The sequence below is a fragment of the Thermodesulfobacteriota bacterium genome (assembly GCA_036397855.1).
In the GTDB taxonomy this organism is placed as follows: Bacteria; Desulfobacterota_D; UBA1144; order Nemesobacterales; family CSP1-2; genus DASWID01.
Window position 1 is genome coordinate 1 of record DASWID010000185.1, and the last position, 22,390, is coordinate 22,390.

25 protein-coding genes are annotated in these 22,390 nt (G+C 39.1%); 15 read left to right on the forward strand and 10 right to left on the reverse strand.

Going from position 1 to position 22,390, the window contains the following annotated elements; translation table 11 throughout:
• Positions 1-233 (reverse strand): LON peptidase substrate-binding domain-containing protein (locus VGA95_13975; GenBank protein HEX9667649.1); only part of this gene is annotated, 233 nt, incomplete at its 3' end.
• Between the two features lie 740 nt (positions 234-973).
• Between VGA95_13975 and VGA95_13980 the strand changes: the two genes are divergently transcribed.
• From VGA95_13980 to VGA95_14000, 5 genes are all read left to right on the forward strand, one after another.
• Positions 974-2,158, forward strand: a complete 1,185-nt coding sequence (locus VGA95_13980; protein HEX9667650.1) for a sigma-70 family RNA polymerase sigma factor — start codon at positions 974-976, stop codon at positions 2,156-2,158.
• A 304-nt stretch (positions 2,159-2,462) separates the two neighbouring features.
• Complete coding sequence (locus VGA95_13985) at positions 2,463-2,825, forward strand: DUF5335 family protein (GenBank protein ID HEX9667651.1); 363 nt, start codon at positions 2,463-2,465, stop codon at positions 2,823-2,825.
• Between the two features lie 183 nt (positions 2,826-3,008).
• Positions 3,009-3,473 (forward strand): YbaK/EbsC family protein, encoded by a 465-nt coding sequence (locus tag VGA95_13990; protein HEX9667652.1) that lies wholly within the window; start codon positions 3,009-3,011, stop codon positions 3,471-3,473.
• A 226-nt stretch (positions 3,474-3,699) separates the two neighbouring features.
• On the forward strand, positions 3,700-4,101 hold the full coding sequence (locus tag VGA95_13995; GenBank protein ID HEX9667653.1) for a response regulator: 402 nt from the start codon (positions 3,700-3,702) through the stop codon (positions 4,099-4,101).
• Between the two features lie 255 nt (positions 4,102-4,356).
• A complete protein-coding gene (locus VGA95_14000; protein ID HEX9667654.1) occupies positions 4,357-5,499 on the forward strand; it encodes an RNA polymerase sigma factor RpoD/SigA in 1,143 nt (380 codons plus the stop codon).
• Between the two features lie 26 nt (positions 5,500-5,525).
• Here VGA95_14000 and VGA95_14005 read toward each other — a convergent pair whose 3' ends face one another.
• From VGA95_14005 to VGA95_14025, 5 genes are all read right to left on the reverse strand, one after another.
• Entirely contained in the window at positions 5,526-7,298 is a 1,773-nt protein-coding gene (locus VGA95_14005) for an adenosylcobalamin-dependent ribonucleoside-diphosphate reductase (GenBank protein HEX9667655.1), read from the reverse strand.
• A gap of 10 nt (positions 7,299-7,308) precedes the next feature.
• On the reverse strand, positions 7,309-8,754 hold the full coding sequence (locus tag VGA95_14010) for an RtcB family protein (protein ID HEX9667656.1): 1,446 nt from the start codon (positions 8,752-8,754) through the stop codon (positions 7,309-7,311).
• Positions 8,755-8,894: 140 nt separating this feature from the next.
• Positions 8,895-9,443 (reverse strand): ribosome-associated translation inhibitor RaiA, encoded by a 549-nt coding sequence (raiA, locus tag VGA95_14015; protein HEX9667657.1) that lies wholly within the window; start codon positions 9,441-9,443, stop codon positions 8,895-8,897.
• 394 nt (positions 9,444-9,837) lie between these two features.
• Positions 9,838-9,990: a hypothetical protein gene (locus tag VGA95_14020; protein ID HEX9667658.1), complete on the reverse strand. Its 153-nt coding sequence runs from the start codon at positions 9,988-9,990 to the stop codon at positions 9,838-9,840.
• 155 nt (positions 9,991-10,145) lie between these two features.
• Positions 10,146-10,715 carry an MFS transporter gene (locus VGA95_14025; protein ID HEX9667659.1) on the reverse strand — a complete coding sequence of 190 codons (570 nt, stop codon included), beginning with the start codon at positions 10,713-10,715 and terminating at the stop codon, positions 10,146-10,148.
• Between the two features lie 188 nt (positions 10,716-10,903).
• Between VGA95_14025 and VGA95_14030 the strand changes: the two genes are divergently transcribed.
• The gene (locus VGA95_14030) at positions 10,904-11,503 is read left to right on the forward strand and encodes a MarC family protein (GenBank protein HEX9667660.1); all 600 of its coding nucleotides are present in this window, start codon (positions 10,904-10,906) and stop codon (positions 11,501-11,503) included.
• Positions 11,504-11,617: 114 nt separating this feature from the next.
• Here the strand turns inward: VGA95_14030 and VGA95_14035 are convergent, their stop codons facing one another.
• Positions 11,618-12,196 (reverse strand): hypothetical protein, encoded by a 579-nt coding sequence (locus tag VGA95_14035; GenBank protein ID HEX9667661.1) that lies wholly within the window; start codon positions 12,194-12,196, stop codon positions 11,618-11,620.
• Positions 12,197-12,695: 499 nt separating this feature from the next.
• Positions 12,696-12,878, reverse strand: a complete 183-nt coding sequence (locus tag VGA95_14040; GenBank protein HEX9667662.1) for a hypothetical protein — start codon at positions 12,876-12,878, stop codon at positions 12,696-12,698.
• 288 nt (positions 12,879-13,166) lie between these two features.
• Here VGA95_14040 and VGA95_14045 point away from each other — a divergent pair, with 288 nt between their 5' ends.
• Together VGA95_14045 and VGA95_14050 are read left to right on the forward strand one after the other, a co-directional pair.
• Positions 13,167-13,463: an MTH1187 family thiamine-binding protein gene (locus VGA95_14045; protein ID HEX9667663.1), complete on the forward strand. Its 297-nt coding sequence runs from the start codon at positions 13,167-13,169 to the stop codon at positions 13,461-13,463.
• Between the two features lie 39 nt (positions 13,464-13,502).
• Positions 13,503-13,745, forward strand: coding sequence for a hypothetical protein (locus VGA95_14050; GenBank protein ID HEX9667664.1), 243 nt, complete (start codon positions 13,503-13,505; stop codon positions 13,743-13,745).
• A 30-nt stretch (positions 13,746-13,775) separates the two neighbouring features.
• On the opposite strand, the gene VGA95_14055 is transcribed toward VGA95_14050, so the two are convergent.
• The gene (locus VGA95_14055) at positions 13,776-14,666 is read right to left on the reverse strand and encodes a universal stress protein (protein HEX9667665.1); all 891 of its coding nucleotides are present in this window, start codon (positions 14,664-14,666) and stop codon (positions 13,776-13,778) included.
• A gap of 59 nt (positions 14,667-14,725) precedes the next feature.
• Positions 14,726-15,784, reverse strand: a complete 1,059-nt coding sequence (locus VGA95_14060) for an alcohol dehydrogenase catalytic domain-containing protein (GenBank protein HEX9667666.1) — start codon at positions 15,782-15,784, stop codon at positions 14,726-14,728.
• A gap of 524 nt (positions 15,785-16,308) precedes the next feature.
• Between VGA95_14060 and VGA95_14065 the strand changes: the two genes are divergently transcribed.
• The 7 genes from VGA95_14065 to VGA95_14095 all read left to right on the forward strand — a co-directional run bounded on the left by VGA95_14065 (position 16,309) and on the right by VGA95_14095 (position 22,092).
• A complete protein-coding gene (locus tag VGA95_14065; GenBank protein ID HEX9667667.1) occupies positions 16,309-16,890 on the forward strand; it encodes an SCO family protein in 582 nt (193 codons plus the stop codon).
• Between the two features lie 188 nt (positions 16,891-17,078).
• Positions 17,079-18,275, forward strand: coding sequence for a phosphoglycerate kinase (locus tag VGA95_14070; protein ID HEX9667668.1), 1,197 nt, complete (start codon positions 17,079-17,081; stop codon positions 18,273-18,275).
• A 194-nt stretch (positions 18,276-18,469) separates the two neighbouring features.
• The gene (locus VGA95_14075; protein ID HEX9667669.1) at positions 18,470-19,057 is read left to right on the forward strand and encodes a CBS domain-containing protein; all 588 of its coding nucleotides are present in this window, start codon (positions 18,470-18,472) and stop codon (positions 19,055-19,057) included.
• 421 nt (positions 19,058-19,478) lie between these two features.
• A complete protein-coding gene (locus VGA95_14080; GenBank protein HEX9667670.1) occupies positions 19,479-19,976 on the forward strand; it encodes a hypothetical protein in 498 nt (165 codons plus the stop codon).
• 101 nt (positions 19,977-20,077) lie between these two features.
• On the forward strand, positions 20,078-20,539 hold the full coding sequence (locus tag VGA95_14085) for a DNA-binding protein (protein ID HEX9667671.1): 462 nt from the start codon (positions 20,078-20,080) through the stop codon (positions 20,537-20,539).
• A 14-nt stretch (positions 20,540-20,553) separates the two neighbouring features.
• Positions 20,554-21,636, forward strand: a complete 1,083-nt coding sequence (locus VGA95_14090; GenBank protein HEX9667672.1) for a cytochrome-c peroxidase — start codon at positions 20,554-20,556, stop codon at positions 21,634-21,636.
• 51 nt (positions 21,637-21,687) lie between these two features.
• Positions 21,688-22,092: a DUF302 domain-containing protein gene (locus VGA95_14095; protein ID HEX9667673.1), complete on the forward strand. Its 405-nt coding sequence runs from the start codon at positions 21,688-21,690 to the stop codon at positions 22,090-22,092.
• The last annotated feature ends 298 nt before the right edge of the window (positions 22,093-22,390 follow it).

Consider the following 22,390-nt stretch of genomic DNA (forward strand, 5'->3'; position numbering starts at 1 on the left):
ATCCTGTGAATATCCTCTTCTTTAGGATCGTTTGTGTTTGCATCCTTTTGAGCAGCGAGAAGGATCTCCTTATCCTTTTTCATCGCCTCTTCCAGCGCGCGTATAGACTTCTCACGACCCACAAAAAGCGGCGCTACCATAAACGGGAAGATAACTACATCTCTTAGAGGTAAAAGGGGAATAATTCTCTTATGCTCTTTCCTATCATCATTAACATTATTTAAGTCAGTCATAATTTCTCCTCAACATACTTGAAGCAGTTAACAAATATATCAACTAATAATTTTTAGTTCGCATTTAAGAGTCGAGTACCATACACGATAATACTCACATTATGTAAACACTTTCTTAGTCCAACTATTTAAAATGCAGTATATTATATATAATACCTTTTTCTCCTATTTCAATAAATAAGCGTTTACAGCTTGCTAAGATATCGACCCAGTTTCATAAAAATGGCAATCGATCATTCGTTTCTTTCAATTATTTAGAAAAGTTAAGCATTTAATGGATTCAACGCTTAGTTTTGAGATAATACAAGAACCTTATGTTTAAGAAAATTAGTCGGCTTATTTCATCTAGCCGTATTTTACATATCCATCTCTATAAATAATCTTCAGCAGGTTGTTCAACAAATATTAAGGAGCAGGATATTTAGAGAAAGGGCCAAGATGCGTTGATAACTAACCTACTTTAAACAATTATTTTATATTTAATGTTATTATGCATATACCAAATCACATAACCAAAAAACCGTTTTAGGGCTCAAAATCTCAATTAAGTTTTACAAAGACTTGAAATAATAAAAAATAATGATTACAATTGTACTATTAAGTGATCATAAGTGGGGCAAGTAGCATTCCGGTTGAATATAATCCTCCTAGATTTAACTATCCAAGATGCTTTGGGAAACCATAGTTATTAAGAGATTTTATGCTACAGACAATTACAAATTTGATCACTTGAGCTGCATATGGAAACGAAAAAAATAAACTTTCAAGAAACATTACCTGATCTGAACGAATTTGGAGGCTTTATCCAAGACGAGGACAGTTATAATTCCTTTGACCTCGAGGACGAACAGGTTTTGGACTTTGAAGTATCAGAATCTGAGATTGAATCAAAAGAGCTAGAAACCTCAGAAGCAGAAGAAGAGCCTTGGACTCCTCAAGAACAATTAAGGCTTCTCTATACATATTTCAGAGATATGGCCAATGAACCACTCCTAACCGCGAAAGAAGAAATAGAGGTTTCCGCAAAGATTAAAAAATGCGAGAAAAAGGCAAAGGATATAAGGGCTGTAATAGAAAAATACTCAAAAAAGATAAACGGCAATGTCAAGAATAACGGACATAGAAATAAACTGAGAGACTTACGACTAATGCGACTCAAAGTGTTAAATGCTTTGATGAAGGTTTATAGTGATAAAGCTAAAACCCTTAAAAGCAGGTTTGTGAAGGCTAATCTGAGATTGGTTGTCACTTTGGTACAAAAATACATTGGTAGGGGACTGCCGCTTTCAGATTTAATCCAGGAAGGAAATATAGGGCTGATGAAGGCAGTAGATAAATTCGATCATACCAAGGGCTACAAGTTTTCGACATACGCTTCATGGTGGATTCTCCAAGGAGCTTCCCGGGCTCAACACGAACAGGGAAGGACTATAAGAATACCCGTTTATCTACTGGAGCAATCAAAAAAGGTATACGGTATATATGCTGCGCTTCATAAAGAAATGGGGCGAAAACCCCTCCCCGAAGAGATTTCAAAGAAAGCAGGGCTTTCTATCGAACTGGTCAAGGGAATATTGAAGGCAGCAAACGATGCTACAAGTCTCGATTCACCTATACTTAATGGTGAGAAAACTACACTACTAGATTTCGTTTCTGACGAGGGATCTCATGCACCCGATTCTGCATTGGCTACTGCATCCCTAAAGCAGAGCCTTAAAGACGCCTTAACATTCCTTACCGACAGGGAAAAGGAGATAGTTTGCCTAAGATTTGGTATAGATCAGAAAAGCACATATACATTAGACGAAATAGGAAGGAGATTTGACCTGACACGAGAACGAATAAGACAAATAGAAAAGGCTGCTCTTGAGAAGATAGCCCAATCAGAGCTAGGGGATGTACTCAAGAGTTTTCTAAACAAGTAACAGAAATATCCCGCCAAACTCCTTAAAAAAACGGTTTAATATGGCAAAATTATCGTTTAGTCATTTTTATAATGCTATTAACCACCTATATCCCGATCTGTAAATTCAAGTTTATATGCCAGCTACACTAAATACTAAAAGACTCCATGCAACTAAGGACGAAAAATCACCTTTATAGCAACATCCTTTCTTTGGTCCATAATTTCACAGTAAGGCCTTGAAAGTCACTGATATAGCTAACTTCACAAATTAGTATGACAAATTATAATATGTTAGAACACTAAGAAATATAGAGAGGAAACAAATGGAACGAGACATTGAGCTTGATCAGCTAGAGAGCTTTTTTAAAGTGTTTACAACCAACAACATATCACGGCCAACCCGTTTAGAAGTTTTCGATGAGATGGGAGCGCAAACACAAGAGCACGGTTTACCACTAAAGGGCATCGACCTTGAGAAGAAAGGGGATGATGCCCCAAGAGTAGAAATAATGCTGGGAGGGCTCAGCGCCGGAGCAACTCATCTCACACACACAATCATTGGCGTCAAAAGGGTCTATGTGAAGATAGGAGATGATGATAGAGATGAGGTATTGGAAATCGAAAGCCAAAAAGGTATAAAGACTCTACTCCATTTCGAGACCCTCGAAGAAATCAGTGCGGCTTAGCATTAAGTGAATCTACTCTACTATTGTCAGAATCACTGACATAAGACAGTCTATTTAAAAATCATACCTACCAAACTTTCCATATTACGAGGAATTTACCTATTTTATTTTGGTATGAAATTTGCTTAAAATACTATTGAAACATTTGCTAATATAATTTATTGCAAAAGGACAATAGAGAAAATGGGAGTCTTAAGAAGGCTGAAAGATTATTTAGATGAAAATAATATTAAGTACGTCAAGATTACACATTCCCGAGCTTACACAGCGCAAGAGATTGCAGCATCGGTTCATATCCCTGGCAAGGAGCTGGCTAAAACAGTAATTGTTAGAGTGAATGATGGTTTTGCAATGGTAGTCTTACCAGCATCACGAAAGGTTAATTTTGATCAATTGAAAAATGTAGTCGGCAGCAACGAGATAAGATTGGCACAGGAGGATGAGTTCAAAGGTCTTTTCCCCGACTGTGAAGTAGGCGCTATGCCACCATTTGGTAATCTCTATAACCTACCTGTTTATGTTGCATCAGCACTTTCTGAGGATAAAGAGATCGCATTTAATGCAGGGACACATACCGATGTCATAAAGATAAGCTACAGCGATTTTGAGAACTTGGTCAAACCTACCGTAGGTACTTTCTCCGAATAGATTAAAAATGAACCTCCCGGCCGATATTTGTTATCGGAAATTTTAGAGATACAAAAAATATTTTTAAATATTTAGATTTAATTAAGGGATGTTAAGCATTAAATAACTTTGAAATGGGATATTTTTTCATATAAAGCTGGAAATAATGTTAAATTTCCTGCATCCTATTTAGTAGAGGAGGGTAGAGGGTAATTCAAATTGCCCATTTTAGGGACGGAGGTGGGAAATGAAGAAAATATTAGTAGTAGATGATGATCCCAATATAAGGTTTTTATATAATCAGTTATTTTCCGAAAAGGGCTACGAGGTGTTGGAAGCAGAGTCCGGTAAAGAAACTTTTTATATTTTAAATAATGAAGAAATTAACCTGGTCGTGCTGGACATAAAGCTCAGACTTGAAAGTGGTCTTAATATACTCCAAGGAATAGCAAAAGAGTTCTCAAATATCCCGGTGGTATTATGCACTGCCTTTGCCTCATATCAGGACGACTACACCTCCTGGCTTGCAGATAGCTATATTGTAAAGTCCAGCAACCCATATGAATTATTAAAAGAGGTTGACGACGTCTTGAGTAAAAGATCAAAGGTTAGCAAAGAGCAGATTGAAGATCTAACGAGCATCGCTTAAAAAACTCTAATAGAATTAGCCAAGTTTCAAAATTACTTCTAGACCTCAATGACAGTCTAAATTCCCTTACGGGTCTGCACAATTAACCGGAAATTCAAGAAGAGTCCCGACAAAATCTAACCCAATATTTTCCCAAAAATTTAAACTAGGTTTATGCGCCCCTATTGGCTTGGGTGGCATGATATTTGCACCTATTCGTACCATTGGTCATTAAAATCAATTCAGACAAGACAAAGTTGGTACAGGATGAGGATAATGAACACTGAAAACTCATTTTCAGAGGGATCAAATTTAGGAGTAGATGAGCATTTCAAATTTATATTATACAATGGCACGACTTCATCCAATGAAATTGAACACTACAAAGAATACGATGATACTAACGAGTTTCATTCTGGGCATGAAGATTCTAAATCTCAAATTAGAAAAAGCAAAAGAAGACCCCTCACATCCGAGAAAGAATACGAACTGATAAATGCTTATTGCAATGAAATAGGGCAGCAACATCTCTTTACACAAAAGGAAGAGATAGAAGTCTCAGCACAAATAAGGATATGTGAGGAAAAAATAAGGCATTTAGAATCAACTGTTGAAAGGTTACCAAAAAAAGGATTTACGAAGCGGATAATAACCCTGAAATGTTTAATAATGTTGTACTCTCAAAAAGCAAGACAATTAAAGGAAAGGTTTATAAAAGCAAATTTAAAATTGGTTTTTGCTATGGCAAATAAGTACAGGAGCCATCGACATCAACTATTGGACCTCATTCAAGAAGGTAACATTGGTTTGATAAAGGCAGTTGAAAGGTTTGATTACAAAAGAGGTAATAGATTTTCAACCTATGCGTCGTGGTGGATACATCAAGCATTAATTCGCGCAGTATATGAGCAGACAAGGACAATTAAGATCCCAGTATACATACTCGAACAAAAAAACAAAATATATAGGACAATATCAACTATTCAGAGAGAAACAGGGAGAACCCCTTTATCCGAAGAAATTGCCCAGAGAACACGAACAGCGGTAGAAGCTGTAAATTTAATTTTAGACGGAATAGATACAAAAGTTTTTCATCTTGATTCTCCATTATCTAATGACGAAACAACCACCATACTTGACATAACCCAAGATGACAGCTTGCCTGCCCCTGATCACTTCACTACAAACACCGAACTAATTGAAAGATTAAATGAATCAATGTCAAAACTTTCTGATAGAGAACGGAGGATTATAAGTTCAAGATTCGGAATAGGCCATCAAACTCCACACACATTGGATGAGATCGGAAAGATATTTAACGTTACACGTGAACGTATAAGGCAGATTGAAAAGGGAGCTTTCAAAAAGCTAGCTAACTCTGAGTCTGGAACAATTTTACGAAGTTTTCTATATCAGTAGGAAAGACCTCCCCCTGAATTCTATTTTCACAACTTGCAGGCCTGAGGATCACATTTTGAGAAGTGCTCTTTCTCAAAAGGCTCCTCGTCTATTCCTAGCTGCAATACCTGTTCCTTCTTTGAGCCCTGACGAAATATAGTCACTCCCTTACAACCAAGTCTATATGACAGAAGAAAGGCATTTCTAACATCTTCCACTTTAGAATCCTCGGTTAAATTTATAGTTTTAGAAACGCTATTGTCCACATACTTCTGGAATGCCGCTTGTACCCGGATATGTTGCTCATAAGGAATCTCTAAAGCTGTAATAAAAATCCTCTTGACCATGTCCGGAATTGCTTCTAGATGCTTAAGGTTCCCGGCCACGATAAGATCTTCAATGAGCTCAGTGCTATATATTCCCATTCTCTTTATATGTTCCAGAAATATAGGATTCATCTCACTAAATGTCTGATTTTCTAGAATATGACTTCTCCTGTAAGCTATTGCAAATAATGGTTCAATACTCGCCGAAGTCCCTGCAATGATACTGATAGTCCCGGTCGGGGCAATAGATGATACGGTTGCATTCCTCATCTTTCTTCCTTCTTTGGCATAAGAGCTCTTCCTCCAATTCGGATAGCAACCCCTTTCTTCCGCAAGCTTAATGGATGCATGTATAGCTTCACTACTTATGAACGACATGACCTTCTCAGCTATGTTAATAGCTTCAACTGAATCATACGATATACTCAGGTTGATCAGCATCTCTGCAAATCCCATTAGTCCCAAGCCAATCTTCCTATTTTTCTTCGTTATTTCTTCGACTTGGGAAAGTGGAAATTTATTAACCTCTATTGCATTATCTAAAAATCGCGTTACTGCGTGCACTGTTTTTCTGATTTTCTTCCAAGAGATTCTTGTATTACGTCCACTATCTTCGGTCATGTGTGATAAGTTTATAGATGCCAGATTGCAACTTTCATAGGGAAGTAAAGGCAATTCACCGCATGGGTTTGTTGCTTCAATCTCTCCTAAATACCTGAGTGGATGTTTTTTATTTATAGTGTCCAAGAAGAGTAGTCCAGGATCGCCACAACTCCAGGCAGCTTTGCAAATAGTATCAAAAACATATTTGGCTTTTAATTTACCTGTAACCTTATTGGTATTTGGATTGATTAGCTCATAGTCTCCATCCTTTCTTAATGCATCCATAAAAGCGTCTGTGACACCAACAGATAAATTGAAATTTCTGAGAACACCATCCTCAAGCTTTGAATTAACAAACTCGATGATATCCGGATGATCCACCCTTAGGACCCCCATATTTGCCCCTCTTCTTTTTCCTCCCTGTTTTATGTTTTCCGTCGCACAATCAAATATTTTCATAAAGGATACTGGGCCAGAGGACTCACCTCCTGTGGAGGAAACAAAATCGGACTTAGGGCGGAGTCTAGAGAACGAGAAGCCTGTTCCTCCTCCTGTCCTTTGTATGAGTGCCATAGCTTTTACCGATTCAAAAATATCTTCAATCGTGTCTTCTACCGGCAGAACAAAACAGGCACTCAATTGCCCTAAATTGGTCCCTGCATTCATCAGGGTTGGCGAATTTGGGAGGAAGTCAAAAGATGTAAGTAGCCTAAAGAACTCATCTTCCCAATACCCGACTCCATTCTTGTTACCAAAGAGGTTCTCGGCCTGAGCAATGCTTTTGGCAACTCTTTGAAAAAGCCTTTCGGGCGATTCTATAATCCTTCTATTGTTATCCCTTCGTAAGTAACGCGATTCTAAAACCTTGATGGCGTTTTGCGATAACTCCATGTCTCTCTCTTCATCCCTTTATAACCCCTATTGGCCTTAGCCTCGCAACCTTCTTTGCAATCCCCGCATTGTGAACGACGTTTACCACATCTTCAACGTCCTTATAAGCCTCGGGCATTTCCTCAAGTACGGTCCGTCGCCCCCGAGCCATGACGATTATCCCCTTCTCTTCGAGCTCTCCTATAAGATTTCTACCCTTTGCTGTCTTTACGGCTTTTCTCCTGGAAAGCACTCGCCCTGCTCCATGGCAGCTCGATCCAAACGTTTCCGCCAGAGCGGCTTCTGTACCAACTAGCACGAATGAAGCTCTTCCCATATCACCCGGGATAAATACAGGCTGACCAACATCTCTATAAATCTCAGGTATTAACTTGTGTCCCTTTGGAAGCGCTCTTGTCGCCCCCTTTCTATGGACGCATAACATCTTGGTTTCTCCATTGACCTTATGTTCTTCGAACTTGGCGATGTTATGACTCACATCGTATACAAGCTCTCCCCCAAGTTCCTTTGGACCTATAAGGAAAACTTCGTAGAACGCATCCCGAACAAAAGACAGGATAAGTTGCCTATTCGTCCATGCAAAATTTACCGCCGCAGAAAAAGCACTGAGATATTCCCTTCCCTCTTTTGATTTAATATGCGCACACGCCAGTTGTTTGTCTGGTAAATTAATATTCTCCTTCCTCATATATGAAAGCATTATGTCAATATAATCGGAGCAGATTTGATGTCCGAATCCTCTGGAGCCACAATGAATGAGGACGCATACCTGGTCTTTAAAAAGTCCGAATGCATCCGCTATTGCTGGATTGAAAACCTGATCTACAATATCGACTTCGAGAAAATGATTTCCAGAACCTAGTGTCCCGATCTGATCTTTCCCTCTTTCAATAGCTTTCTTGCTGACTGAATCTAAATCCCCCCCGGGAAAAGTTCCTCGATCTTCTATCCTTTCTAGATCATCCTCTGTCCCCCATCCTCTCTCGATTGCCCATTTTACCCCTTTGCTGATAATAGATTGATAATCATTTATTGAAAGTTTAACCTTTCCACCTATTCCTACTCCGCAGGGTACCTGTCTGAAAAGTTCCGTAACTAGTTCTCTTAATTTCGGTCTAACCTCATCTTCAGTTAAATTTGTCCTCATAAGTCTTACGCCGCAATTAATATCGTAGCCCACTCCCCCAGGCGATATCACACCCTCTTCAATATCCATAGCCGCAACTCCACCTATTGGAAATCCGTATCCCCAATGGATATCTGGCATCGCAATGGAGTATTTCTGAATCCCAGGGAGATGGGCAACGTTTATAACTTGTTCAAGCGCTTTATCTTCTTTTATGGAGCCAAGCATTTTCTCAGTTGCATAAACCCTTCCTGGGACTTTCATCCCTCCTTTTTTGGGGATTTCCCAGAGGAAATCGTTTATTTTTTCGAGTTTAACACCTTCATTCATCTTCTTAACCCTCAAATTAAGATCAACATTTGATCCTGCTAATTTTATTATATCTTGTCAATTTCACCGATTATAATGAGGAAATATTGTTTAAAATTCAAAAGTCCCACCTAAATTACAATCTCAATTATTCATTTCCTTTAGGGTGAAACTAGACCGTATTTCCCGCTTTTCTTTCTGTAAATAACCCCCAACCCCCCTGTTTCTGCATTATTAAAAATTAGGAAAAATCTCCCCTCGTCCTCAAGTAACATCAAAGCCTCTTCTACAGTGAGTGGTTTCGCTATAGAAAGTTTCTCCTCGGTTATGAGATCAGATGGACTTGATTGAAATACCTCCTTAAGACCCTTTTCTTTTTCACGAGCTATCCCTTTCCTCTGTTCGATACGCCTTTCTTTTAATCTGGTAAGTTGTCTCTCAATATCATCAATAGCAAACTCTAGTGACATATAAATATCGTTGCTTTCTTCCCAGGCATGCAAGGCGCCGCCTCCGGGTGTTTTTAGATAGACATCAATATCAACACGATGACGCTGTCTATGCTTTTCCACGTTAAACGTTACTATCGCTTCCACCTCCCCCTCACCAACTTCCTTCAAATGGCTATTAAATGAAGAAAGCTTATTTTCAGTGTAACTTTTTAGATCCTCGGATATGTCAATTCCCTTTCCTATCAATTCTATATTCACACTTTACCTCCTTTCTAACTTCGTATTTGGTGTATATCATTTAATGACAGTCGGTCACCCCCATAGACTATAGCTTAAGACTCGTTTATGACTTATAGCAAACAAAATGAAAAAATTAATTGCCTAACTCCTTTCAATTAAAACGATTAAATATGCACTTCAATGTAAATTGTTTTTGATCGAGATTGCTTACGTGGCATTATTATCACGAATAACCTTATTTTACCCATAAATACTAATACGTTTCCGACCGCTTTATATGACTTATGTGGCAAATGTCGTGCCAATTACCCTGTAGAGCTCGCTTTACATCGTGTCTATAGTTCAAACCTTGATTTATGATAACCTTCTAATCCAAATACGTGTGTCTTGTATAAATCGGTACAACACAATTTTAACCGTCATATATAGATTCTAAAAACGCCCCGCAGTCATTTGGAGTGGTGCTGTTTAGATCGACATCCGGAAGGACAATTGATATAGTACCAGGCTCCACCCAAAGGTAATACTTTATCAATGTTATGGTTCGTCGTTGAATCGTGTGCATACAAAAGTATCTGCCGATATCCGCATTAACTTGCTCAGTTACGTTATGACCTACTATATCAATATGTCATATGCCCCTACGTTCAGCGATTTCAACTTTCTCCTCATAAGACGGGACTCGCCAGAGATATCTCACAAAGGCATTTCATTTCATATTCAATCAACTTTTTTTCTTGGCAATCTGTAAACGTAAAATGCACTGGCGAAACAAAGCACCGACATTATTACAAAGAGAGTTTTAAAACCAAACTTTGTAACTATGAGTCCCCCGATTAAGGCACCCCCTGCTGCCGTAAAATAATACAATGATTCCAACGCACCCCATTGTTTGCCTGTTTTTCGACCCTCAAGATGTGTGGAATACACGACATCAAACGCAGGTGCATAAACGGCTTCCCCAAGACCTATGACCACTTGGACAACCAGAAGGAACAAAACTGAATTTACCTTCGTGTACAAGATATAACCCACCCCCATTATCATATATCCGAGCACAACTATTAATTCTCTATTCTTAACCTTATCTGTAAACCTGCCCGATATAAGGGTTGTAACACCGGCTGCTATGGCAAAGGCTACACCTGCTAAACTTGCATCAAGGAGATCACCCCCAACCTCTTCAACAAAAAGTGCATATATCGGACCGAGCATTGCGCCCGCCAAAAGTATCATTCCATTTGTAACCAGAAGGATATTTAATACCTTTCTAAAAAATAAAAGTTTCATATTTATTCAACAAAAACCCTTTAATCTGAATACGTTATCTAATCGCATTGATACATTCATTTTCTTTTTTTTATTTCATACATAAAATTATCTTATCTTGGTTTTCTAGCAATGGCTTCTTTAATATTATATTCTTTATATCTTTAGCATTTAGGAAATAAAAGCGGTTGCGTTACCAACCAACATAAATGATAACATCCTTAATACTAAGTTTAATTCCTCTTTTTGTCGCAATAGATCCGATAGGGATCATCCCTATGTATCTTTCTCTAACAACAGGACTAGATCACGAGGAAAGGAAAAAAGTCGCAAGGCAGTCAATCCTTACAGCTTGTGTCATTGGTATAATCTTTGTATTCACCGGAAAAATCATATTTAAAATTCTGGGAATTACCTTTTCTGATTTTGCGATTGCAGGCGGATTACTCCTATTTACCTTTTCTATCTTGGAACTGTTAAGAGAAGAAACTCAACCTATCAAGAAAAGATATCGTACCTCTTTGGGAGTCTTTCCTATTGGTACTCCCCTCATAGTTGGACCAGCACTCCTAACAACACTCATTATACTCGTGGATACCCAAGGGTTTATCTCAACTCTGGTCGCATTTGGATTGAATCTCTTGATCCTAGGTATTGCCCTTTTAAAAGCCGATTTTATCCTATCAATTATTGGAGAGAGCGGGGCGCGGGCTTTTGCAAAAATCATGAGTATACTACTCGCAGCTATAGGAATCATGATGGTAAGAAGAGGAGTGATAGAGTTGATTTCAGAGAATATTCGATCGTAAAAAACTTACAAAACAAATCGTTAAGCATACTACTGCAATCCTTCCTTGAGTTGGAGTAAGTTGCATATCAGCAAATTTACCACTGGACTCAACTTTGACCTAGATGATAATCGGCTACGGAAGACTCTTCCCACCCTTGATCTCTATTATTTCACTATCGGAAAGTAAAATGTTCAGTATTTGTCGTTTCCTATCGTCCAAGGCATATTGGTGAAGTGCGGATTTCCCCTCCAATATTCCTCGTACAGTGATTACCTCACCTTCACTTAGTTTTAACACCGTTTTCTTGTTATCTTCAAGTTTTGGATCTGTAATATCTCTGCATTCATATTTTCCGTTTTTAAACTCACACTCCTCTCCGGGCACCTTAATCTGCGAAGAAATTAGACAGGTTGTCGGCGTTTCAATCTTTCTGCCATAAGGATCTTTTTTTATTTCTGGCGAAATTATTAGGTCAACAACGGAATTTATCCTATTTCCCAGGAAGGCTTTTCTTTTATCGCCAATCGATGATACGATCCCACGAATAACAAATTCTTTTCCTTTTAATTTGTTGTATGATTCGTCACTTGCCATAATTTCAGAACAAAACTGCTGCGCTGCAATGACTTTAGATCCGTTTTCTTCTTCAGCTCTAACGAAATTAATTATGATCACGATAGTGGATAATGCTATAATTATAAATATTCTCATTTTCTCTTAATCGATAAATCTTAAATATATTCTTAATCTATTCCGAGTAAATTGTCTTTTGACATCATGAATGACAACAAAAACTTTTTACTTGTTCTTATTTTCGAACCCTTTCCCACTCCTGTTTAAGCCAGCCCGAAGCCAAGAAACGGTTATGCTGATCATTTTAAGTTCGCTTAAACCAACCTTACCGTTCCATAAAACCTTCTTCACAACTTCTAAGGGGTCTGGATTACTCTTCATCTTAAAAGTTCTTAAATCTCCGAGTGGTATCCTGGTCTTAATTGGCCATATACCTTAAAAATCTCCCAACTCATTTCTGAGCAATGTTCACTTCGTCTAAAATCTCTTGCTTACATCTTAATATTTATCTTTTTCTCATAAAGGCCTCGATTATACTGTGAGTTATTACCCCTGCTTATCCTCTGCTGAGTATTAATAAATGAAAAACTGTCGGAAGTGTACGAGGTCGGTTTTTTTACCCATTTGAATTACTCTTCTACTTATCTAAATTATTTAACCTGTCCAGTATCCCAATTAGAATCATTTTTTTAGTTTTTAGTCCTTCTCTAAAGAAAGAACTGTCGGTATCAGCAATCTGCATACGTAAATCGGATATATAACTGCCTAGAACATCGATCAGGGTATCCTTTTCCTCTTTTGAAAGCTCCAAACTTCTCATTGAGGACCCTCCTTTCCTTTTTTTTGGTTCAACAAAATGCTAGCATAATTCCTTTGAAAAATTTTTTGAGAAATAATATCCTTAACCCTCCACCAATAATAAAGTATTTTAGGAGCAAATTTCATGCCAAGCTTAAATTCAATATTAATTAATCCAATGCTTATATTCGAATCTAAGACGTCGGTTATCTGGTTTAAAACCCCTTTTCTAAAATATCTGATTTTGGGTTGGCATCTTTATTGCTTAAAATATTATAGCTAGGATTATAAAAAGATCGGAGGTTAAGATATGGCATTAGCAGAAATCAGTGTTATTCCCCTTGGTACTCCCACAGCTAGTATAGGTGATTGGATTGCCCAGGCGATAAGGGTTTTGGATAAAGAGGGCATGAAATACGAAATAAGTCCAATGGGGACCCTCATCGAAGCTGAAATATCAGATGTCTTTAGAGTAGCAAGCAAGATGCACAAATCGGTATTTGGTAAGGGAATCACAAGGGTGGTTACTACAGTTACAATAGATGACCGCCGTGATAAATCGGTCACGATGAAGAGCAAGGTTGCTTCGGTAAAGAAAAGACTTTGAGTTTTACAACACCAAATACCTCAGTAGCTGCGAGGGAAAATGTCTGAATTTGGATCTCTATATATAATAGACACTGAGTACAATTCAGGCAGAGATGCTTACGAAGTAACCCTTGGCTACATGGAAAAAGATGAGGATGTAAAAGGTCGGTTTAAATCAATTAGAGTGATAGTAAATATAACAAATCATAAAGACGATGAAAAAACTGTAATAGATATCGCCCTGAAGAAGGCTCGTGATTTGCTGGAGATAGCTTCAAAAGCACCGGTAGAATTGGAGTAATAAAACAAATGGGCCATGTTTATGTTTGAATCAAGGTCTCAACGCCAATATCGAACAAGGTGCCTCATAAATGACTTTTTCCGCGACGCTACCCAAGAATAGCTTCTTTAAACCCTTTCTGCCATGAGTATTCATGATTATAAGGTCCGATTTCTCCCTTTCTGCAAACCTTATAATTCCCAGGAAAGGTGTAATCGCTTCCACAACCTTATGCTTCATTCTTATCTTATTTTCGAATTGCGTAGAGACCTCTTCCACCCTCTTTTCAAGTTGTTTATCGTACATATCCCTCATTTCATTCAATATGGTAATCGGAAATTCGTAAGGGTATGAAAAAAGTTGTTCAACGTATATTACGGTAACTGCTGCTCCCAATTGCTCACCTAAAGAAAGAGCATAGTCTAAAGCCGAGCTGAATTTTTCAGATATATCGAGCGGGACTAATATCTTTTTTATCTTCGGTAAGGTTTTTGTTTTTTTTTCTTTTACGGCTAGGACTGGCACGCGTGACCCCTGTAAAACCTTCAGGGTATTGCTTCCGACTAAGGTTTTATCCTTAAGACCAAGCCCCCTCTTTCCCATTACAATGAGGCATGCTTTTTCTTGATCGGCGACCTGTATAATCATTTCATAAGGCTTATGATGTTCCATAACCGAGTGTTTGAACCTTAATTTCTCTTTTTTTAATACCGTACAAATTTCGTCAAATTGATTGGACCAATTACCTGATTCTCTTTCCACTAGGCTTTTCATATCTAGCTTCCGGCCGGCAATCTCATAAATCTTTTTATCGATTGGTTTTAATACATGAATTCCTATGATTTCAGCACCAAGAGTCTTGGCAAAGAGCTTTGCCCAGCTCAAAGCATCCTGAGATACTTTCGATCCATCAGTTGCCCAGAGTATCTTATTTATTTTCAAAGTCTTAACACTCCCTGTACTAGAATTAAGCTACACTTACTAATAGTTGTATCTGAATTTCAAGGCTCTATCGCGACCTTAAGCACGCCGTCCAGTTGATTCGAAAATATCCTATATGCTTCTTCTATCTCGTCTAGTCTGAACCTGTGCGTAATGAGCTGTCTAAGGTTTACCCTTTCGCTTTTAACCAGATCCATCAGCCTCCTCATTCTCTCTTTTCCACCCGGACATAAAGTTGAAACTACCCTTTTATCCGCAATACCATACCCAAATTCCTTTAAAGGGACGCCGATATTCCCGAGTTCTGCCGGATAAACACCTAGACTGGAGATCGTCCCTCCAACGCGTGTGGACTTAACACAATTCTCGAAACTCTGCTGAAGACCAATCGCTTCGATTGCCACGTCTACACCTCTGTTATCAGTGATTTTCATGATCTCTTTAACTGGATCAGACTTTTTGAAATCGATCAATATGTCTGCACCCATATTTTCCGCCATTTTCAATCTCTCGGGGACAGTATCAATCACAATAATTAGAGATGCACCCTTGAGCCTGGCACCCGCAGTGGCTGAGAGACCAATCGGACCCTGGCCATAAACAGCTACTATATCGCCAACCTGAATGTCAGCACTTTCCGCACCCGAAAGGCCTGTCGAGAATATGTCCGTGGTAAAAAGCACATCTTCGTCGGATAGCCCTTCAGGTATTGGGGCGAGGTTAGCCATGGCATTTGGAATTCTCACATATTCCGCTTGACACCCGTCGATGGTATTGCCTAACTTCCAACCTCCCAGAAAGCCACCGCACTGCGCCCAGTTTGCTGAAAGACAGTAATTACAGACACCGCAGGGAGTAATTGCGTTTACTGCGACTCTCTCGCCTTTCTGGTAACCCAAAACCCCTCCACCCAATTCATGAATAACCCCCACTGGCTCGTGTCCTATTATCTGACCTTCCCTAACTGGATATTCCCCTCTCACTATATGAACATCAGTACCACAAATTGTCGTAAGGGTTACCTTAACAATTGCCTCCCCCGGTCCAGCTTTTGGAATTTTTCGTTCTTCGAGACCTATGCTATTTTTTCCTTTGAATATCGTTGCCTTCATTTTCATGTTATCACCTCATGCTTGATTTCTTAATCATCAATATAACTAAAAACCTTATCACCTTAGAAGAGTAACACAACTAAGCCCACCTGTTTGTTATTGCAAATGATAGACCAAATAAATTTCAAACAAATTCTATTAATATGCTTTTAGTGAAAGAACTTAGAAAATCATTTTACTGTTTGACGTATCGGGCAGCATTCGAATTAAATTCCCGCATATTCGTTGAAGGTCCAGAGTATTAGGGTTAAAAATGATTAAACTAAAATTGATGCTACATGTACGATATTCGTACAGTCGACAGATGTCATAAACATGTATTGGAGAACTTATGTTACTCATATGGTGTAGATCTTGCCTTTATTAATATCGAAATACTTTGGAGTTATAACAAATGAACTCCTCGCGACTAGAAAATTCAATAAGTTCACAGAATTGAGATGTAAATTGAAATGATATAAATTATGGGCATTATTTTAAAGAAATAATTCAATTTCGCTAATCTAATTTACCAAGTGGGAGGAACCTTAATGGTACGAATTACATTTCTAATTTCTATACTATTATTATCATTATTATCATGCACTCCTGACTTACCCGTAAAAGGGGAATTCCCTGATGTTACATTGATAGACCAGAATGGGAGAGATTTTTCCCTTTCCGAAGTCAGGGGAAAGGTCTTGGTAGTTGCTTATATTTACACTAACTGCCCCGATATTTGTCATATCATAAGTAAGAAGATGAATGTCTTTAAAGAACAGATAAAGAAAAGCGGGCTTCAGGATAGGGTCTATTTTATTTCAATATCGTTTGACCCTGAGAGGGACACGCCCGAGGTGTTAAGACACCATGCCGCGATGATGAACCTAGACTTAGATAATTGGGTCTTCCTAACAGGGGATGAGAATGCAGTTAATGCAACTTTGAAGGTAGCCGGCATGGAAGCGATCAAGGATCCAGTCGATTCGAGTGGCAACGGGGAACAGTCATACTTAATATCCCACAGGGATCGGATTAGTCTAGCAGACAAGAATGGCAGAATAAGGAAACACTATAAAGGATCAGAATTTAATCCTGATGAACTTCTAGAGGACATAAAAAGGCTTTTATAAAATCTTAATAGACGTTTAATTAATTCAAAACTCCATCGTCTAGTTTAAGCTTCTTACCTGCCTTAAGGATTCTGAATTAAGTTTTGGTACAATTTTTGATAATTGAATACAGGTTTCAGTATACTTCATACTTCGGTTGAGGGTATTATTGTTTATTGTAAACGTCAACTATCAGGAGAATTCGCACAATGAAAATGACTATAACGGACTTGCCGGACGATGATTACAAAGGAAAGAAGATATTTGTAAGGGTTGATTTCAATGTACCTGTAGAAAAAGGAAAGGTGAGTGAGGACTATAGAATCAGAAGGTCGATTCCAACGATTGAATATTTGGCCAGAAAAGGAGCAGCCGTCATCCTTGCATCTCATCTTGGAAGGCCAAAGGGAAAAGTCAATCAGAAACTGTCGTTAAGACCTATCGCCGAGAGGCTTTCAGCCGTCCTAAAGGTTAATGAAGTAAAATTTGTTGAGGACTGTGTCGGGTCGGAAGTCAAATACTCAGTAACCAGGCTCGAACAAGGGGAGGTCCTGCTACTTGAAAACCTTAGATTTCATAAGGAGGAGGAGGCTAATGATCCGGGTTTTAGTAAAGAACTGGCTTCTTTTGCCGACATATATGTCAATGACGCCTTCAGCACCTCACACAGGAGCCATGCTTCAACATATGGGATGGCATCCTATTTTAATTATCGATTGGCCGGTCTGCTGGTCGAAAAGGAACTCGACGTACTTGGTAAGATAAGGGATAATCCTTTCCGTCCGTTTATTGTGATTGTGGGTGGAGCAAAGATAAAGGACAAGATAAGCGCCCTCAAAAATTTAATAATGAAAGCAGACAAGGTGCTCATTGGCGGAGGAGTTGCATACACATTTCTCGCATCGAAAGGAATCTCTGTTGGGGATTCTCCAATCGAGACAGACTTCAGAGATTGGGCTAAAGAGGTCGTGACAAAACACGGGGATAAAATTTATCTTCCAGAAGATCACGTCATAGCACCAAGTGCTCAGAAAAAGGGTAAGTCCAGATCGATTGATGGAGAAATACCGGAAGGGTTCATAGGCTATGATATTGGCCAAAGAACTGCTTCAATCTATACTCACGAGATCTTGTCTGGAGAAGGAACAATTTTTTGGAATGGTCCAATGGGGTTATTCGAAAAGGACGAATTCTCTCATGGAACTATCGATGTTGCTAGGGCGCTTTCACTTGCCTACTGGAGGGGGGCAAACACAGTTGTTGGAGGAGGAGATACGATTGCCGCCCTAAGAAAGGCAGAGGTTCTTGAGACGGAAGTTGACTTTGTGTCAACCGGTGGAGGGGCTTCACTTGTTTTTCTTGGTGGGGATGAACTACCTGGTATATCCGTGTTGTCCGACAAATAATTTCTATATTTCCATCAAATTAAAGATATTTGAACCGTCCAAATTTAATACATATTACAACTCTTATCAATCCTTTCCCCCAAAAAGCAAACATCGCTTGCACTGGCATTATTTTTGCCTAGTTTATATACAGATTAACCATAAAATCTTTAATAACTTAAGGCACAATCCGCGTCAAAGAGGAGGTTGAAAATATGTATGTAAAAAATTGCATGACCCCCGATCCGATCTCCATAAAACCATCGGAGGAGGTTAATTTTGCTTTGCATCTGTTAAAAAAACATGGATTTAGGCAGCTTCCTGTGATTAAGAATGATTTACTCGTCGGCGTAATAACTGAAAGGGATCTGAGAGGGGTCCTAAATCAACCCAATCTGGCGATTGAATCAGTTATGACTCCCCAGCCCATCACAATTTCAGAGGAGGCGACAGTCGAGTCAGCGGCACAGATAATACGAAACCGGAAAATTAATGCTCTTCCCGTAATATCCAAGGATGATAAGATAGTGGGAATAATAACTGTGACAGATATTTTAGATGGTTTAATAAACCTGTTAAGATTTCACGAGGGACCAGAAAGAATACAATTAAAAATGTCAAAGGGGGTAGATTTATTTGAGGTAATAAGACTCCTTCAAGTCTACTCTGAGAAGGTAGTATCATTCACCTCTGCATCTGAGGATAATCTTCTTTACTATTTCTGGGTAATAAACTGTGACTATGATAAACTTGATTCAAAACTAAAAGATAAGGGTATTGATGTCGAGGTAGTCCATCATTGACGACAAATAATCTAGCCCGGCCTTCGTCTAGTATGGGATTTTGATTCGGTATACTTATCCTTATATCTATCTAACTCAAAACCTAATCAATACGCTCACATCCGATCTGCATATCTCAATCATAAGAAAATCCCGACTATGGATAAAATACCAAAAACTGCCTTTTTATGTCTTCAGCTTGCACTAAGCTATGAATCCAAAGCTCCTAACGTAAGTGAATATCGTATTTTATAATCATCAGTCTCCCATCGATATCCTTGGTTTTTGACTCGGTGTCAGCAATCGGGATCCGATACCTCCGTATTACAATCAAGGCATTTTTACATAACGACTTCCCCAAGCATGTAAACATTCGATGGCATATAACTTGCAGAAACCACCAGATGGATAAATTGAGAAAATAATAAGGAGGAACATATAAATGAATTGGGCCCATATTCATCTTATTCTAAACCATATCCCACTTATCGGTGTTGGCTTTACAATTTTGCTTTTCATCATTGCATTAATCAGAAACAGCAAAGAACTGATCAATATTTCCCTAATATTTACGATCATTGTCGCCTTGTGGGCTATTCCGGCCTACTTGACCGGGGAACCGGCCGAGGAAGTAGTAGAGGAACTACTGGGAATTTCCGAAAATTTGATTAAACAACATGAAGAAATGTCTGAGAAAGCCTTTTTCTTTATGGAAGTCGTGGGAGCGCTGGCACTCATGACCCTTATAATAAAGAGGTATTCCCAAAAGTTGGGAGGGTGGTTAATACCTGTAACCTTGATTGGTCTCATTGTGGGAGGAGGTATGATTGCGTGGACATCAAATCTCGGAGGAAGGATAAATCATCCAGAGATACGTTCCAACACATTCAATAACCAATCCATATCTACCCAAGGAGAACATGAAGAAGATACAGACTGATTCAAAACACAAAGATAAATAAAATAGATACTGTGTCAGGTTAACAATACTGACGAGAGAGTAGCCAAGTTTATGATGATTTAGAGTAGGAGGCAACTAATATGTTCAAATTGAGATTTTTGATATCGATATTAACGTTAATCAGCTTGATTTATTCATTTGAATCCCTGGCACAACCTGGCGGGAAATGGAAAGGGAGTGGAGGCTGGGGAAGTGGCAGCGGATATAATAGGATGTATGATCCAAAAACAGTGGAAACTATATTGGGTGAAGTCGTAACTTTAGAAAAAATTACCCCGAGGGATGGAATGTCATACGGCGTGCACCTGATCGTGAAAACAGATGGAGAAACAATCTCCGTCCACCTGGGTCCTGGATGGTTTATCGAAAGGCAGGACATAATGATTGAACCTAAAGACAAAATTGAGGTCACAGGATCAAGAATAACGTATCAAGGAAAACCTGTAATTATCGCAGCTGAAGTGAAAAAAGGCGATGAACTTCTAAAACTCCGCGATGAAAATGGTATACCATACTGGGCCGGTTGGAGAAAAAATAAATAACGGAGGCTGACCAGATGCGAAATATTATGGTAAACATATCGTGCATATCCCTGACGATCCTTATGTTATTAATCCCACGAGGAGTATTGGCTCAGGACGATCTTCAAAAAAAGGCGCAAGCACTTTTCAAACCCATTCCCGATTCACCTCCAGAACTTAAACATAACCCCATTTCACAAGAAAAGGTTCTGCTAGGCAAAATGCTTTACTTCGATCCTAGACTCTCCGCCTCAAATTTGATCAGCTGTAACACCTGCCACAATTTAGGAACAGCCGGTGTAGACCTGCAGGAAACCTCTACCGGACATGGATGGCAAAAGGGGCCTCGAAACGCACCAACAGTACTAAACGCGGTTTTCAATATAGCTCAGTTTTGGGATGGAAGGGCTAAGGATTTGGAGGAACAGGCAAAGGGGCCAATTCAGGCAACCGTGGAAATGAGTAACAATCCGAAGAGATTGGTTGAAACACTAGACAGCATGCCTGAATATAAAGAATTATTTAAGAGGTCTTTTCCGCAGGAGAAAACCACGGTCAATCTGGATAATACCGTAAAGGCAATCGAGGCATTCGAAGCCACGCTCTTGACCCCCAACTCTCGCTTCGACAAATTTCTCAAAGGAGATGCCACAGCTCTTAATGAAAAAGAAAAGGAGGGTCTCAAACTTTTCGTGGATAAGGGCTGTGCCGGTTGCCATAATGGCATCAACATCGGTGGAGGCGCTTACTTCCCCTTTGGAGTCGTAGAGAAACCGGGGGCAGACATTCTTCCTCCAGATGACAAGGGGCGATTTATGGTTACCAAGACCGCTAGGGACGAATATGTATTTAAGGTACCTACATTGAGAAATATCGACCTAACCCCTCCATATTTTCACTCAGGAAAGGTCTGGAGTCTGAAGCAGGCGGTAGGAATTATGGGGGCAGCACAGCTGGGCATAGAACTCACGGACGACGATATTGATAAGATAACCGCTTTCTTGTCAACACTGACTGGAGATCAACCACAGGTAGAATACCCGATCTTGCCTTCTAACACCGACAAGACCCCGCGCCCAATCCTGGAGGTTTTACAGGAGCAGAGCTCGGGTCACTAATTCTGCATAGAATATTGAATTCTAAGTAAACATTAATAGAGGAGGTTTCAAATGGAAGTAAGAAAATTAAGCAATTATTCATTCGGTGGTGAGACTAAATTGAGCTTCGATGAAGCAGTAAAAAAAGTGACTGAATCCATGAAAGAACAGGGATTTGGTATCCTTACAGAAATAGATGCGAAAAAAGTGCTTAAAGAAAAATTAGGTCTTGATAGAAAACCATATAAGATCCTTGGCGCGTGTAACCCGCAATTTGCTCATAAGGCGATTGACATGGAACCAGAAATAGGAACCCTTCTGCCCTGTAATGTTTTGGTATATGAGAGAGATGACGGAACCGTAGTTGTATCGGCGATGAATCCTGAGGCTGCTTTGAAGCTCGTCGGAAACCCAAACATAGAAGCTATTGCAAAGCAGGTAAGAACGAGAATAGAGAAAGCCTTGGAAGAACTTTAACACTAAGAGCATAATTAAGAAAATGAAAATAGAACTAAAATAGGGACTGACACTATTTATGACTCGGCATTATTACTTACGCCAGTGTTATTATTAGATTAATTGATGAATTAAATATGCATGATCATTGAAATAAGTGTCTGTCCCTATTTTTAATCACAGATAAAGAATATGGATTCCCGCCAACAATCCGCGGGAATGACGCCCAGGGAGGCAGCCTTGTCCGGTCGAAGGGTTGCTTCCCCCTTTACTTACTCTCCGGCTATTGTGCCGATTTAGTTTTAGAAAATGACGTTCG